Raw genomic sequence first — 14,294 nt, 5'->3', positions numbered from 1 at the left:
GAGCGGCAGGAGGCCAGCCATGCCGGACCGGACAGCCCACTCCCCCACTACGCCCGCCGACCGACCCGGCCGGCTCCGCAACCTCGCCCTGGTCGGGGCGGCCGGAGCCGGCAAGACCACCCTCGCAGAAGCCCTCGCCGTCACCGCCGGCGCCCTGACCAGGCCCGGAACCGTCCCCGACGGCACCACCGCCGCCGACTGGGAGGACATCGAGCACCAACAGCAGCGCTCCGTCCAGTTCGCGCTGCTCCCGCTGCCCTGGCAGGACCTCACCGTCAACGTGCTCGACACCCCCGGCTACGCCGACTTCGCCGGCGAACTCCACGCCGCCCTGCGCGCCGCCGAAGCCGCCGTGTTCGTCCACTCCGCCGCCGACGAGACCGTCGCCCGCCCCGTCCAGGCCCTGTGGCAGCAGTGCGAGGCCGCCCACCTGCCGCGCGCCCTCGCCCTCACCCACCTCAACACCACCCGGGTCCGCCTCGACGACGTCCTGCGGATGCTCCAGGACACCCTCGGCACCCCCGACACCATCCGCCCGCTCCACCACCCCGACCTGCGCGACGGCCACCTGCACGGCACCACCGAGCTGCTCACCGGCCGCACCTACGGCCGCCCCGACGACCCCGGCGACCTCACCGCCGAACGCGCCCGCCTGGTCGAAGCCCTGGCCGGCGAGGACGACGCCCTGATGCAGCGCTACCTCGACGGCGCCGACCTCGACACCGCCGCCCTCACCGCCGGACTCCGCCGCGAATTCCTCGCCGGGACCCTGCACCCCGTCCTCGCCACCGCCCCCGACGGCACCGGCTGCGACGCCCTCCTCGACCTGGTCGCCACCGCCTTCCCCACCCCCGCCGACCGCGCCGACGGCCTCCCCGCCGCCGACCCCGACGCCCCCTTCACCGCCCAGGTCGTCCAGACCGGCGAGGACCCCTACCTCGGCCGCCTCAGCCTGCTGCGGATCTTCACCGGCACGCTGCGCCCCGACACCACCGCCCACCTCCCCGACGGCACCGACGAGCGCCTCACCGCCCTGCACAGCCCCTTCGGCCACCAGCTGCGCCCCGTCCCGCAGGCCGTCGCCGGCGACCTCGTCACCGTCGCGAAACTCGGCACCGCCCGCACCGGCGACACCCTCGGCACCAACCACACCGTGCTACCGCCCTGGCCGCTGCCCGAAGCCCTGCTGCCCACCGCCGTCCAGGCCCGCTCCAAGGCCGACGAGGACAAGCTCTCCCAGGCCCTCGGCCGGCTCACCGCCCAGGACCCGGCACTGCGCGTCGAACAGAACCCCGACACCCACCAGCTCGTCCTGTGGTGCACCGGCGAGGCCCACCTCGCCGTCACCCTCGACCGGCTCGCCGGCCGGCACGGCGTTCACGTCGAGACCGTCCCCTACGAGGTCGCCCTGCGCGAGACCTTCGCCGCCCCCGCCAGCGGCCACGGCCGGCACGTCAAACAGTCCGGCGGCCACGGCCAGTACGCGATCTGCGACCTCACCGTAGAACCCCTGCCCGGCGGCGGCTTCGAATTCGTCGACCAGGTCGTCGGCGGCTCCGTCCCGCGCAACTTCATCCCGTCCGTCGAGAAAGGCGTCCGCGCCCAACTCGCCCACGGCCTGCACGGCCACCCGATGACCGACGTCCGGGTCACCCTCACCGACGGCAAGGCGCACTCCGTCGACTCCTCCGACGCCGCCTTCCAGACCGCCGCCGCACTCGCCCTCAAGGAAGCCGCCGACCACACCGACGTACGGGTCCTGGAACCCGTCGACGAAGTCCGGGTGCTGCTCCCCGACGAGTACCAGGGCGCCGTCCTCACCGACCTGTCAGCCCGCCGCGGCCACGTCCTCGGCACCGAGATCGGCGGACCGGGACTCAGCCTGGTCCGCGCCGAAGTCCCCGAACTCGAACTCACCCGCTACTCGCTCGACCTGCGCTCGCTGTCGCACGGAACCGGCCAGTTCACCCGCAGCTACCTGCGCCACGCCCCGATGCCCACGCACCTCGCGGCCCAGCTCGCCACCACGGGGTGACGACTCAGGAACGGCGCGGCAGCGCGCACGCCTTGGTGCCGCCGGGCATCTGGTGCCGGTGCCGCGCCACCCAGCGGTACGCCACCTCCGCGAGCGGCCGCACCGGGGCCAGCGCCAGCAGGCCGCCCGCCCAGGCCCACAGCCCGCCCGACCGCATCAACAGCCGCGCCACCGCCTGCGCGCCGCCGTACACCTTGCGGTCCGGCGTGATCCACAACACCTCGCGGGCGGCCCGCTCCTCCGTCACCTGCCCGCCGGTGAACTCCGACAGCGCGTCCAGATCCGCGAACTGGAACGCCACCGCCTCCCACCCGGCCGAGGACAGGCTCTGCCGCGGGTAGCGCTCGGCCCACCGCACACAGCTCGAGCAGAACGCGCAATCACCGTCGAAAACCAGCACCGGCTCCGGTGCGAAGGCACTCGTCATGGCGCGATCCTAAACCCGTGCGTCGAAGTCCCCGCCGCGGGGCAACATCTCCCCGAAACCGGCTTTCACGGCCGAGATGTGACCCAGGATCAGTTGATGATCCGCACGGGCAGGCCGCTACGCGGTAACCTGCCGCAGACCATCAGGGGAGGAGGAGCTGCTCAGGTGACTCAGCTCGACATGACGCCGGGCGCACAGGTACCACGGACGGACGTCGGTCATCAGACCGCGGTCACCCAGGCGTTCTCCTCCGCCGCCTACCGCACCGGCGACTACAACGAACTGGAAGCGCTCGCCGGAGTCTCGGTCAAGCCGGGCAAGTTCGCCCTGTTCCGGCCAAGTGCCGGCGAGGCGTTCAGCCGCGCCCTGATCGACCGCACCCTCGGTGGCGGCCGCAAACCGATAGTGCCCTCGCACGGCACCGATGTCCGCATGGTCGTCGAGCACTGCCTCGCCGCCCAGGACCTGCGCGAGGCCCGCGACCGCCGGCTCGCCACCCTCACCGCGGTCTGCGGCCTGCTCTTCCTGCCCGGCACGCTGGTCTGGCTCGCCGCGTACCAGGCCCGCGCCTGGCTCGGCACCAAGAAGTCCGCCGCCAAGGACGGGCTGATCGGCACGCTCGCCCTGCTGGTCGCCGCCGGTCTCACCGTGTTTCTGGCGATCCGCCCGCCGGCCCACGGCCTGCTCGGCCTGTACTGCCGTGTGGTGATGATCGGCCCGGTCCTCGGCTGGTACCTCGCCAGGCGCACCGTGATCACCTCCGTGATGCAGCAGCGCGCCCGCTGGGGCGACCTGGTCGGCGGCAGCGCGGTGGCCGCGATCGTCCCCAAGGCCGTCCCCAAGGACGACCTCGACAAGAAGGCCAACGAGCTCCGGGCCGGCCTCGAGCGCCTCTCCCGCGAACAGAACACCAACGTCCAGCACTACGCCGGCCCCAAGGGCATCCTCGGCATCGGCGCCCGCTGGGCCGAGTGGTCGCTGCGCGAGGACCTCCGCCCCGCCGAGGGCCACCCCGACTTCCGCACCTTCCACGTCTGGGACCTCGCCCGCCGGATCACCGACCGCCTCGGCGCCCTCAGCGGCAGCGACGTCCCCAACGGCGGCCTGCCCAAGCCGCAGATCAGCCACTGGGTGGTACTCGACACCGGCGAGGGCGCCGACGAGATCGGCCGCCCCTCCGGCGCCGAGATGGACGGCGACCGGATGCGCGACTTCGCCGTCTCCGAACTCGCCAACAAGCAGAGCGTCGGCAACGACACCCGGCACCGCATCGCCGTCCAATTCGTGCTCCACAAGGGCCAGTTGGTCACCACCGTGGTGGTCAGCATCATGGTCCTCTCGCACAGCCTCCAGGTCACCGCCACCGCGCACGCGCTCGGCCCGATCGCCGGCTACTTCGGCTCCAAGCCCAAGACCCCGGAGAAGGACGTCCCCAAGACCCTCCGGTTCTGGGAGAACCGCACCGTCCAACTCCCCGTCGTCACCGACGACGAGATCGTCCGGCAGGCCGTCCGGGCCCCGTTCCACAAGATCCCCAGCCTGCAGAAGTGGCTCGGCGGCTCCATCGGCCTCCCCGAACCCCTGTGCCTGCGCCAGGCCTGGGCCGACCCGGCCTGGAACAGCCGCTTCAAGTCCGACGACGCGCTGTACATCCCCACCCCCGTGGTCGGCCTGATCCACGCCGCCGTCGTCGAGTTCCTCGACGAGCACGACGTCGCCACCGACCGGATCGCCGGCCGCTCCAACATCATCCGCGCCGAAATGCAGGGCACCCGCCCGTTCCGCGCGGACAAGTACGACGCCGGATAATCCCGGGCACACAGACGGCAGGGGCCGTGCGGGAGTTGCTCCCGCACGGCCCCTGCCGTTCGTCCGTCACCGCATCAAACCGGCCACACCTCGGCCAGCACCTTCCGGGTGTCCGCCAGCAGTTGCGGCAGCACCTTGGTGTGCCCCACCACCGGCATGAAGTTGGTGTCCCCGCCCCAGCGCGGCACCACGTGCTGGTGCAGGTGCGCCGCGATCCCGGCCCCCGCCGCCGCACCCTGGTTCATCCCGATGTTGAACCCGTGCGCCCCCGACGCCGCCCGCAGCGCCGTCATCGCCTTCTTGGTGAACTCCCCGAGCTCCGCCGTCTCCGGCCCGTCCAACTCGGTGTAGTCCGCCACGTGCCGGTACGGCACCACCATCAAGTGCCCACCGTTGTACGGGTACAGGTTCAGCACCGCGAACACCGACTCGCCGCGCTGCACGATCAGCCCGTCCTCGTCGCTCAGCTTCGGGATCGAACAGAACGGGCAACCGTCGTCCGGAGCCGGCCCGGTGGGCTTGTTCTCCCCCTGGATGTACGCCATCCGATGGGGTGTCCACAGGCGACGGAAGCCGTCCGGCTCCCCCACGCCCCGCTGCAGTTCCGGCTCACTCGTCATGCCCGCCAGCATATGCTCCGCACCTCGCGAACCAAGCAGTACGGGGCAGACTCCCGAAGGAGACTGCCCCGCAGGTCACATCGGCTTACCGGTATCAGACCTGGACCCGGCTCCGCACCGCTTCAACGATCTCGGCGATCGCTTCGTCACGGGGCACGCCGTTCTTCTGCTCACCGTTGCGGTACCGGAACGACACCGCGCCCGCCTCCACGTCGTCGTTGCCCGCGATCAGCATGTACGGGACCTTCGACTTCTGGGCGTTGCGGATCTTCTTCTGCATCCGGTCGTCCGAGGTGTCGACGTCCACCCGGATCCCGTGCTTCTTCAACTCGGCCGCCACCTCCAGCAGGTACGGCACGTGCTCGTCGGTGATCGGGATGCCGGTCACGGTGACGGGGGCCAGCCACGGCGGCATGGCGCCCGCGTAGTGCTCCAGCAGCACCGCGAAGAAGCGCTCGATCGAGCCGAACAGCGCACGGTGGATCATCACCGGCCGCTGCCGCGAGCCGTCCGCCGAGGTGTACTCGAGCTCGAAACGCTCCGGCAGGTTGAAGTCGAGCTGGATGGTCGACATCTGCCAGGTGCGGCCGATCGCGTCCCGCGCCTGGACCGAGATCTTCGGGCCGTAGAAGGCCGCGCCGCCCGGGTCCGGCACCAGCGGCAGGCCCTGCTTCTCGGCCACGCTCGCCAGCACGGCGGTGGCCTCTTCCCACGCGTCGTCGCTGCCGACGAACTTTTCCGGGTCCTTGGTGGACAGCTCCAGGTAGAAGTCGTTCAGACCGTAGTCGCGCAGCAGGTCCAGCACGAAGGTCAGCGTGCGGTCCAGCTCGTCGGCCATCTGCTCGCGGGTGCAGTAGATGTGCGCGTCGTCCTGCGTGAAGCCGCGGGCGCGGGTCAGGCCGTGCACCACGCCGGACTTCTCGTACCGGTACACGGTGCCGAACTCGAAGAGGCGCAGCGGCAGTTCACGGTACGAGCGGCCGCGCGCGTCGAAGATCAGGTTGTGCATCGGGCAGTTCATGGGCTTGAGGTAGTAGTCCGTGCCCTCGTCGAGCTGCATGGGGGGGTACATGCCGTCGGCGTACCAGTCGAGGTGGCCGCTGGTCTCGAACAGCTTCCCCTTGGTGGCGTGCGGGGTGTAGACGAACTCGTAGCCCTCTTCCTCGTGCCGCTTGCGCGAGTAGTCCTCCATGGTGCGGCGGATGATGCCGCCCTTGGGGTGGAAGACGGCGAGGCCGGAGCCGATCTGCTCGGGGATGGAGAACAGGTCGAGCTCGGTACCGAGCTTGCGGTGGTCGCGCTTGGCGGCCTCCTCGAGGAAGTCGAGGTGGGCCTTCAGCTCTTCCTTGGTGGGCCACGCGGTGCCGTAGAGGCGCTGCAGCATGGGGTTCTTCTCGCTGCCGCGCCAGTACGCGGCGGCGGAGCGCATCAGCTTGAACGCCGGGATGTGCCGGGTGCTGGGCAGGTGCGGGCCGCGGCAGAGGTCGCCCCAGCAGACCTCGCCGGTCTTCGGGTCGAGGTTGTCGTAGATGGTGAGTTCGCCGGCGCCGACCTCGACGTCGGCGCCCTCGCCGGCGGTGGCGGCGGAGCCCTTGAGGCCGATCAGCTCGAGCTTGTAGGGCTCCTTGGCGAGCTCCTCGCGGGCGGCCTCGTCGGTGACCACGCGGCGGGAGAACTTCTGTCCCCGCTTGATGATCTCCTGCATGCGCTTCTCGATGGTCTTGAGGTCGTCCGGGTGGAACGGCTTCTCGACGTCGAAGTCGTAGTAGAAGCCGTCGCGGACGGGCGGGCCGATGCCGAGCTTGGCCTCGGGGAAGACCTGCTGGACGGCCTGGGCCATGACGTGCGCGGTGGAGTGGCGCAGGATGTCGAGGCCGTCGGGGCTGGAGATCTCGACGGGCTCGACCTCGTCGCCGTCCTGGACCGCGTAGGCGAGGTCCTTGAGCTGGCCGCCGACGCGGGCGGCGATCACGGCGCGGTCGTCGGCGAAGAGCTCGGCGGCCGTAGTGCCCGTGGTCACCACGCGCTCTTCCCGATCGGGTTCGCGGTTGATGATGATCCGGACGTCCGTCACCGGTCTCTCCTGACGTTCTGGCTATGGGGCGCAGCACAACCGCTGCGTTGTGCATGGTACCGAGCCGGGCCGGGTCCCTGTCGCCGAGGCCCGTGGCGGCCGCGGTGATCGTTCGATCACTTTCTGCCACGAAGGGGGCATCCGGGACGGTTGACTTTCCGTCAACTGCGGTATCACTTGGACACGGCGCGGCGCTCCGCTGGTCCTCGGTGGCAGCGCCGCCCGGCAAGGGTTCGCGCGGCGTCTGAGGGGGCGTCATGCAACAGCTCCGTTCCTGGTTTCACGGTCCGCTGGCGTCCTTCGACACCGAGACCACGGGTGTGGATGTCGAGCGGGATCGGATCGTCTCGGCCGCCCTGGTGGTGCAGTACGCCCCGGGCGGGGCGGCCGCCGTCCGCAGCTGGCTGGCGAATCCGGGTGTGCCCATCCCGGAGCAGGCCCGGGCCGTGCACGGCATTTCCGACGACCGGGTACGGGCGCACGGCCGTCCGCCGCGGACGGTGGCGGTGGAGGTGGCGCTCGCGCTGGCCGAGCAGTCCCGCGCGGGGGTGCCGCTGGTGGTGATGAACGCCCCGTACGACCTGACGCTGCTGGACCGGGAGTTGCGTCGGCACGGGGCGGGTTCGCTGACGGAGGTGCTGGGCGGCGCGGAGCTGCTGGTGCTGGATCCGCGGGTGCTGGACAAGCAGGTGGACCGCTACCGCAAGGGCCGGCGCACGCTGACTGACCTGTGCGGGCATTACGGGGTTTCGCTGGTGGGTGCGCACGACGCGGCGGCGGACGCGCTGGCGGCACTGGAGTTGGTGCGGGCGGTGGCGTCCCGGCACTCGGAGCGGTTGGGCGGGCTGTCCCCGGCGGAGCTGCATCTGCGGCAGGCGGTGTGGCACGCGTCGCAGGCCCGTGGTCTGGAGCGCTGGTTCGAGCGGGCGGGTACCCCGGAGCGGGTGGACACGGCGTGGCCGTTGCGGCCGACCCGATGCCGGTGCGGCGAGCGCCTGGAGCCGGGCCACGCCTGCGAGTTGGCGGCCTGACGGGACGACAGCAACGCGGAAGGCCCCGACCTGGTGGTCGGGGCCTTCCGCGTTGTGCTCGGTGGGCGATACTGGGATCGAACCAGTGACCCCTTCGGTGTGAACGAAGTGCTCTCCCGCTGAGCTAATCGCCCGGGCAACGAGATGAACAGTAGCACCACTTGGGCCCGGGTATCCAATCGGTTCCCCGACGGCCCCCCAGATCCCGTGCCGGGCACGTCCGTTGAATGGCTTCCGTGCCGGGCGGGCCAGTTGAATGCCCGTCAGAACTCGGGCCGGGGAACACGGAAAAGGCGCGGGGCCCCGACCTGATAAACAAGTCGGAGCCCCGCGCCTTTGCATTCCGGTGGGCGATACTGGGATCGAACCAGTGACCCCTTCGGTGTGAACGAAGTGCTCTCCCGCTGAGCTAATCGCCCGGGTGCAGAAAGAACATTACCCCATCTGCGCGGGTGCTCCGACCACCCCCGCCCCCCGTCGCGCCCGGTCCGCGTCCCGGGCCCCGACCAGCGGAGTCGGCGGGCCGGCCGGTGGAGGTCGTGGACGGGGCGACGCTCCGGGCGGGTCCGGCGGCGGCAGCTTCGTGTGTTCCTCCAGCCGTCCGGCCGCAGGTCCGGTGCGACCGCCGGTAATCCGTGGCGTTACCGGGCCGGTCGGCAGCCGGTCGGGCCGTTCGGGGGATTCCGCAATGCGCCGGAAGGGGTACGACTCGCACCGGAATCGGGACAGACGGGTTTACACCGGGCTTTCAGGTGGGATGGTCCGTTCGCCGACGTGCGATTCCCCGAGCGCACACTGAGCGAAAGGCCCTGGCGCTTATGAACACCACGGTCAGCTGCGAGCTGCACCTGCGCCTCATCGTGTCCAGCGAGTCCTCACTGCCCGTCCCCGCGGGCCTGCGCTACGACACTGCCGACCCCTATGCCGTGCATGCGACGTTCCACACCGGAGCAGACGAGACCGTGGAGTGGGTGTTCGCCCGCGACCTCCTCGCGGAGGGGCTGCACCGACCGACCGGTACCGGCGACGTCCGGGTGTGGCCGTCCCGCAGCCATGGTCAAGGCGTGGTTTGCATCGCCCTGAGCTCTCCGGAAGGAGAGGCACTGCTGGAGGCCCCGGCCCGGGCGCTTGAGTCCTTCCTCAAGCGGACGGACGCCGCGGTGCCGCCCGGCACCGAACACCGTCACTTCGACCTCGACCGGGAGCTGTCCCACATCCTCGCCGAGAGCTGAACCCGAACGAGTTACGGCCCGCCGTCGCGCGGCGGCGGGATCGCCTCGATGCGCACCGTCCTACTCGGGGGCACGGTCGCAGTTCACTGCCGCCCGCCGGCGGCCTCGGGGCCCGGCCCCGGGCGTTCCCTCCTACCGGAGCGGACGTCCGGGGCTAAGCCGCGTCCAGGGCCCGAACGGCGGCCCGGGCCGGTAGAGTCGGGCCCCGCGTTGACCGACGCGGCGGTCCACGGGCCGCCGCCGCGTGAGGAGTTCCCACGTGCTGATCACCCATGACACCGAGTGCGCGCTGAGCATCCTGGTGGAGCTGCTGAACACCGCGCCGGAGGCCTGCGGCAGCGAGCAGCTACCCGATGTGGCGGCTCTGAGCGGCTTCGTGGTCCGGCAGGAGATCAGCGAGATCGACTCGCTCGGTCCGGCCGACCTGGCCTCGGTGCACGAGCTGCGCGACCGGCTGCGCGAGGTGTTCTCGGCCGGCACGGTCGAGCAGGCCGCGGAACTGGTCAACGCGCTGGTCGCCGACGCCGGGACGACGCCGCGGCTGACCAACCACGACCACCACGGCTGGCACATCCACTACTTCGCGCCGCACGCCGCGGTCGGCCGGCACCTGGCCGCCGAGCTCGGCATGGCGCTGGCGTTCATCGTGATGGCGGGCGAGCTGGAGCGGCTGCGCCGCTGCGAGGCGCCGGACTGCGCCCGGGTGTTCGTCGACCTGTCCCGCAACCGCTCCCGCCGCTACTGCGACAGCCGCACCTGTGGCAACCGGCTGCACGTGGCCGCGTACCGGGCCCGGCAGCGCTCGGCGGAGGCCGGGGCGGTGGCGGCGGCCGGACGCTGACGTCCGCCCGGGCTGGTCGGGGCCGGGGTCGGGGTGTGGACCTGGGAGACTTGGGGCATGAGCGATTCCCCCCTGCCCCGTGTCGAATTCTGGTGCGACCTGCTGTGCCCCGACTGCCGTACCGCGCTGGCGGACATCCGCGCGCTGCGTGACCGCTTCGGTGACGCGCTGACCGTCGAGCTGCGGCACTTCCCGCTGGAGAAGCACAAGTTCGCGTACCCGGCGGCGGAGGCCGCGACCGAGGCGTTCGAGCAGGGGCGCGGCTGGGAGTTCGTCGAGGCGCTGCTGGCCCGGATCGAGGACGTGGAGCGCGGGGGGGCGCAGGTGCTGGTGGAGATCGCCGGGTCGGTCGGGCTGGACGCGGACGAGGTCGACACCGCGCTGATCGACGGCCGTCACATGCTGCTGGTCGACTCGGACGTGGCCGAGGGCCGGGCGATCGGTGTTTCGGGCACCCCGACGTACGTGGTGGCCGGCAAGCGGCTGGACGGCGGCAAGTCCCAGGACGGGCTGCGCGAGCGCATCGTCGAGCTGCTGGGCGGCTGACCGCCCCGGCGTCCGTGACGGCGGGGCGGTCGGGCTTTCCCGGAGCGGCCGGGCTCAGAGCAGTGACTTGCTGAGCCTGCGCAGGGTGACCCGGTAGCCGAGCGATTCGTAGAGCGCGACCGCCACGCCGTTGTCGGAGAACACGTTGAGCCCCAGGTCGTGAACGCCTGCGGCGAGGCACTCGCGTTCGGCGAGCCGCATCAGGGTGCGGCCGTGGCCGTGGCCGCGCTGCTCGGGGGCGACCTCGACCAGCATCACCCAGGCCAGCGGGCGGCCGTCCGGCAGGCTGTTCAGGCGGAGGGCGACCCAGAGGCAGCCGAGCACGTTCCCGTCGGCGTCGAGGAGTTGGCGCAGCGCGGTGTCCGGGGTGTCCGGGCCGTCCGGCAGGGCGCGCTGGTGGTCGTGCTCCGATTTCGCGGTGGCTTCGGCGGCGCCGAGACCGGAGTCGATCAGGTCCTGCCGGTAGCCCGCTACCGCGGCCTGCTCCCAGGCGGGGTACTGTTCCGGGCCGATCCGGCGGTCCGTCAATCCTGCTGGCAGCTGCGGGAGTTCGTCGAGCGGCTTGATCATGTTGCGCATCCGCTCGACGTAGCCGAGGGCGTGGGCCAGCCGCAGGCCAGCCTCCGCGTCGGCGGGCACCGTGATGTCGACCCGGGTGCAGCCCCAGGAGCGCAGCACTTCTTCGGCGGCGAGCGCGGCGACGGTGCCGCGGCCGCGACGCCGTCCTTCGGTGACCTCGAGTTCGCTGATCTCGCCCGGGCAGAACCCTTCCCCGGGCCAGGCGGTCGTCCGCAGGCCGCCCACCGGGTGTCCGTTCACCATGATGTGCCAGCGCCGCGTCCGCCCGTCGTTGGCCGCGGCCTCCTCGGCCCCGTCCGGTCGCAACGTGGTTGTCATACCAGCCCCCTTCCCTCCCCCACTGGGCTTCTACCGTCCCACACTGCCCGCCGGGAATGTGCTTCAGACGGGGTCGGTGTTCCGGGCCGCGTGGTCGGCGAAGATCTCCGTCGCCTTGCGGGTCACCGGGCCGATGGCGGGGAGGGTGCGGGAGTCGACGCGGGTGACGGCCTGGACGTCGCGGAGGGTGGAGGTGAGGAAGACCTCTTCGGCCTCGGCGAGGGCCTCGAGGGGGACGTCGGTCTCTTCGGCGCCGGTCCAGTCGATGACGAGTTGGCGGGTGATGCCGGCCAGGCAGCCGGAGGAGAGGGTGGGGGTGAGGAGGCGCCCGTCGAGGACCAGGAAGACGTTGGAGCCGGTGCCTTCGCAGAGTTGGCCGGCGGTGTTGGCGAGGAGGGCTTCGCTGGCGTCGGCGCGGTGGGCGGCGGCGAGGGCGATGACGTTCTCGGCGTAGGAGGTGGTCTTCAAGCCGGTGACGGCGGAGTGTTCGTTGCGGCGCCAGGGGACGGTGACGACGGCGGTGGTGTCGGGGCGGCGCGTGGCGGAGCCGAGGGCGACGACCAACGTCGGTGCGCCGTCGCCGCGTTCGGAGCCGAGGGGGGCGCGGCCGCCGGTGTAGGTGATGCGCAGGCGGCCGAGCGGGAGCGGCTTCGCGGCGAGGACGGCGGCGCAGGCCTCGCGGACCTGGTCGTGGTCGGGGTCGGGGAGGCCGAGGCCGCGTGCGGAGCGGGTGAGGCGGTCGAGGTGGCGGGTGAGTGCGAAGAGTTGGCCGTGCTCGGCCTTGACGGTTTCGAAGACGCCGTCGCCGACGGTGAGTCCGTGGTCGAGGACGGAGAGGGTGGCCTCGTCCTCGGTGGTGAGGGTTCCGTTGACCCAGATCATCGGCGTCGTACTCCTTGCGCTCAGGCGGGGCTGCCGGTGGAGGCTATCGCCACCAGCCTGGCGGCTTTGAGCTCGGTTTCGTGCCATTCGCGGTCCGGGTCGGAGTCCCAGGTGATTCCGGCGCCGGTACCGAATTTGAGGACGGGCCGGCCGCTGTCCCGTTCGATCCAGAACGAGCGGATTCCGACGGCGAGTTCGGCCTCGCCGCGGTCGGCGTCGACCCAGCCGATGGCGCCGCAGTAGGGGCCGCGGGGGGCGGTCTCCAGGTCTCGGATGATGCGCAGCGCGCTGCTCTTGGGGGCGCCGGTGACGGAGCCGGGCGGGAAGGTCGCGTCGAACAGTTGCGGCCAGCCCGCGTCGGCGCGCAGACGTCCTTCGACGGTGGAGACGAGGTGGACCAGGCCGGGGTGCTTCTCGACGGCGCACAGGTCGGGGACGGTGACGGTGCCGGTGTCGCAGACCTGGCCGAGGTCGTTGCGGACCAGGTCGACGATCATCACGTTCTCGGCGTGGTCCTTGTCGAGCAGGTCGTGTTCGGTGCGGCCGGTGCCCTTGATCGGGCCGGAGCGGACGGTGCGGCCGTGCCGGCTCAGGTACAGCTCGGGTGAGGCGGTGGCGATTTCGATGCCGTGCTCGGGGAGCCGGATCGTTCCCGCGTACGGCGCGGGGTTGTGAGCGGCGAGCAGGCCGGTGAGGGCGTCGATGTCGGTGCGCCCGGGGTCGGGCAGGGGTGCGCTCAACACCCGGCAGAGGTTGGCCTGGTAGACCTCGCCGGCGGCGATGTGTTCGCGGATGCGGCGCACTCCGGCGCGGTAGGCGTCGGCGTCGAGGGAGGTGTGCCAGCTGTCCGGGGCGGGGCCGTGCCAGTTGTGGGTGGCCGGCGGGGCCGGGTCGGGGCGGACGTCGTCGAACCGGGCGCAGGTAAGGCGGCCCTCGAAGTCGTGGGCGACGGCCCAGAATCCGCAGCGGTCGAGGGCGGTGGGGTCGTGGGTGACTTCCCGCAGGCCGGTGGCGAGGCGTCCGGCGAAGCGGGCCATCGGCTGGTGGGGGCTGAGCGGGGCGGTGCGGCCGGACACGGTTCTCCTGCGCGGATTGCGGTGCTGCCCGTTGCGCCCGCGCGGGCGCGGGCGTGGGCGCCGGGGGATCGCCCCGGTACCGAAAGTCTAGGTCGGAGGCCTGCTGGAACGCTCCGGCCGAGCCCGACGCTTGGGCATCCGGCGGCCACCCCCGCGCCACGCTGCGGGAACGGATTTTTCAGCTGGGCCGGGGATCCGCTAGAGTTCAACACGTCGCCAGGGAGCGCAGCCGGGAAAAACCGGAAGAGCTTCCAAGGAGACAGGCGGACGTGGCTCAGTTGGTAGAGCATCACCTTGCCAAGGTGAGGGTCGCGAGTTCGAATCTCGTCGTCCGCTCGACGGAGAACAGGTAAGGTCGTTCTCCAAGAGGAACAGGTAAGATCGTTCCTCGTATGTTGCCCTGGTGGAGTGGCCGAGAGGCGAGGCAACGGCCTGCAAAGCCGTGTACACGGGTTCAAATCCCGTCTCCACCTCCAAGAGGTATCACCCGGTTTCGACCGGGTGGTCCTCCCTGCGCGATTAGCTCAGCGGGAGAGCACTACCTTGACACGGTAGGGGTCACTGGTTCAATCCCAGTATCGCGCACTGATCTTCGGATCTTTGATCTTCGGATCATCCCCGCGCGATTAGCTCAGCGGGAGAGCACTACCTTGACACGGTAGGGGTCACTGGTTCAATCCCAGTATCGCGCACCACAGGCAAGGCTCCTCGGAGCGCCTGACACCCCCGCGCGATTAGCTCAGCGGGAGAGCACTACCTTGACACGGTAGGGGTCACTGGTTCAATCCCAGTATCGCGCACTGATCTTCGGATCTTTGATCTTC

The 14,294-nt window shown here is 71.1% G+C and carries 12 protein-coding genes and 7 tRNA genes; 11 read left to right on the top strand and 8 right to left on the bottom strand.

Annotated features, from left to right (window positions below; translation table 11 throughout):
• Positions 1 to 19: 19 nt before the first annotated feature.
• On the top strand, positions 20 to 2,035 hold the full coding sequence (locus ACIHEI_RS18095; RefSeq protein ID WP_396607311.1) for an elongation factor G: 2,016 nt from the start codon (positions 20 to 22) through the stop codon (positions 2,033 to 2,035).
• A gap of 4 nt (positions 2,036 to 2,039) precedes the next feature.
• Here the strand turns inward: ACIHEI_RS18095 and ACIHEI_RS18090 are convergent, their stop codons facing one another.
• Positions 2,040 to 2,462 (bottom strand): thiol-disulfide oxidoreductase DCC family protein, encoded by a 423-nt coding sequence (locus ACIHEI_RS18090; RefSeq protein WP_392954796.1) that lies wholly within the window; start codon positions 2,460 to 2,462, stop codon positions 2,040 to 2,042.
• 165 nt (positions 2,463 to 2,627) lie between these two features.
• On the opposite strand from ACIHEI_RS18090, the gene ACIHEI_RS18085 reads away from it, so the two are divergent.
• Entirely contained in the window at positions 2,628 to 4,271 is a 1,644-nt protein-coding gene (locus tag ACIHEI_RS18085) for a hypothetical protein (RefSeq protein ID WP_387642941.1), read from the top strand.
• Positions 4,272 to 4,345: 74 nt separating this feature from the next.
• Here ACIHEI_RS18085 and ACIHEI_RS18080 read toward each other — a convergent pair whose 3' ends face one another.
• Positions 4,346 to 4,903 carry an HIT domain-containing protein gene (locus ACIHEI_RS18080; RefSeq protein WP_043908607.1) on the bottom strand — a complete coding sequence of 186 codons (558 nt, stop codon included), beginning with the start codon at positions 4,901 to 4,903 and terminating at the stop codon, positions 4,346 to 4,348.
• A gap of 82 nt (positions 4,904 to 4,985) precedes the next feature.
• The gene (gene thrS / locus ACIHEI_RS18075) at positions 4,986 to 6,965 is read right to left on the bottom strand and encodes a threonine--tRNA ligase (RefSeq protein WP_396607310.1); all 1,980 of its coding nucleotides are present in this window, start codon (positions 6,963 to 6,965) and stop codon (positions 4,986 to 4,988) included.
• Positions 6,966 to 7,222: 257 nt separating this feature from the next.
• On the opposite strand from thrS, the gene ACIHEI_RS18070 reads away from it, so the two are divergent.
• Positions 7,223 to 7,996, top strand: a complete 774-nt coding sequence (locus ACIHEI_RS18070) for an exonuclease domain-containing protein (protein ID WP_396607309.1) — start codon at positions 7,223 to 7,225, stop codon at positions 7,994 to 7,996.
• A 62-nt stretch (positions 7,997 to 8,058) separates the two neighbouring features.
• On the opposite strand, the gene ACIHEI_RS18065 is transcribed toward ACIHEI_RS18070, so the two are convergent.
• Positions 8,059 to 8,130 (bottom strand) — tRNA-Val (locus ACIHEI_RS18065).
• A 213-nt stretch (positions 8,131 to 8,343) separates the two neighbouring features.
• Positions 8,344 to 8,415 (bottom strand) — tRNA-Val (locus ACIHEI_RS18060).
• A 399-nt stretch (positions 8,416 to 8,814) separates the two neighbouring features.
• On the opposite strand from ACIHEI_RS18060, the gene ACIHEI_RS18055 reads away from it, so the two are divergent.
• From ACIHEI_RS18055 to ACIHEI_RS18045, 3 genes are all read left to right on the top strand, one after another.
• Positions 8,815 to 9,228 carry an SsgA family sporulation/cell division regulator gene (locus ACIHEI_RS18055; protein ID WP_030056266.1) on the top strand — a complete coding sequence of 138 codons (414 nt, stop codon included), beginning with the start codon at positions 8,815 to 8,817 and terminating at the stop codon, positions 9,226 to 9,228.
• 259 nt (positions 9,229 to 9,487) lie between these two features.
• Positions 9,488 to 10,069 carry a CGNR zinc finger domain-containing protein gene (locus ACIHEI_RS18050; RefSeq protein ID WP_387642944.1) on the top strand — a complete coding sequence of 194 codons (582 nt, stop codon included), beginning with the start codon at positions 9,488 to 9,490 and terminating at the stop codon, positions 10,067 to 10,069.
• Between the two features lie 57 nt (positions 10,070 to 10,126).
• Positions 10,127 to 10,615 carry a DsbA family protein gene (locus tag ACIHEI_RS18045; RefSeq protein WP_387642945.1) on the top strand — a complete coding sequence of 163 codons (489 nt, stop codon included), beginning with the start codon at positions 10,127 to 10,129 and terminating at the stop codon, positions 10,613 to 10,615.
• Positions 10,616 to 10,669: 54 nt separating this feature from the next.
• Here ACIHEI_RS18045 and ACIHEI_RS18040 read toward each other — a convergent pair whose 3' ends face one another.
• The 3 genes from ACIHEI_RS18040 to ACIHEI_RS18030 form a co-directional block, all read right to left on the bottom strand.
• Positions 10,670 to 11,512: a GNAT family N-acetyltransferase gene (locus ACIHEI_RS18040; protein WP_396607308.1), complete on the bottom strand. Its 843-nt coding sequence runs from the start codon at positions 11,510 to 11,512 to the stop codon at positions 10,670 to 10,672.
• Positions 11,513 to 11,575: 63 nt separating this feature from the next.
• Positions 11,576 to 12,394 carry an aminotransferase class IV gene (locus ACIHEI_RS18035; protein WP_396607307.1) on the bottom strand — a complete coding sequence of 273 codons (819 nt, stop codon included), beginning with the start codon at positions 12,392 to 12,394 and terminating at the stop codon, positions 11,576 to 11,578.
• A gap of 20 nt (positions 12,395 to 12,414) precedes the next feature.
• Positions 12,415 to 13,431, bottom strand: coding sequence for a chorismate-binding protein (locus ACIHEI_RS18030; RefSeq protein WP_396607444.1), 1,017 nt, complete (start codon positions 13,429 to 13,431; stop codon positions 12,415 to 12,417).
• 302 nt (positions 13,432 to 13,733) lie between these two features.
• On the opposite strand from ACIHEI_RS18030, the gene ACIHEI_RS18025 reads away from it, so the two are divergent.
• The 5 genes from ACIHEI_RS18025 to ACIHEI_RS18005 all read left to right on the top strand — a co-directional run bounded on the left by ACIHEI_RS18025 (position 13,734) and on the right by ACIHEI_RS18005 (position 14,270).
• Positions 13,734 to 13,806 (top strand) — tRNA-Gly (locus ACIHEI_RS18025).
• Positions 13,807 to 13,872: 66 nt separating this feature from the next.
• Positions 13,873 to 13,946: transfer RNA gene (locus tag ACIHEI_RS18020), tRNA-Cys, on the top strand.
• 37 nt (positions 13,947 to 13,983) lie between these two features.
• A tRNA-Val gene (locus ACIHEI_RS18015) sits at positions 13,984 to 14,055 on the top strand.
• Between the two features lie 35 nt (positions 14,056 to 14,090).
• A tRNA-Val gene (locus ACIHEI_RS18010) sits at positions 14,091 to 14,165 on the top strand.
• A gap of 33 nt (positions 14,166 to 14,198) precedes the next feature.
• A tRNA-Val gene (locus ACIHEI_RS18005) sits at positions 14,199 to 14,270 on the top strand.
• Positions 14,271 to 14,294 lie beyond the last annotated feature (24 nt).

It is taken from the genome of Kitasatospora sp. NPDC051984 (genome assembly GCF_044593455.1).
Taxonomy (GTDB): domain Bacteria; phylum Actinomycetota; class Actinomycetes; order Streptomycetales; family Streptomycetaceae; genus Kitasatospora.
Note: the sequence above shows the minus strand (reverse complement) of the source record. Positions and strands in the feature narration are given on the sequence as shown.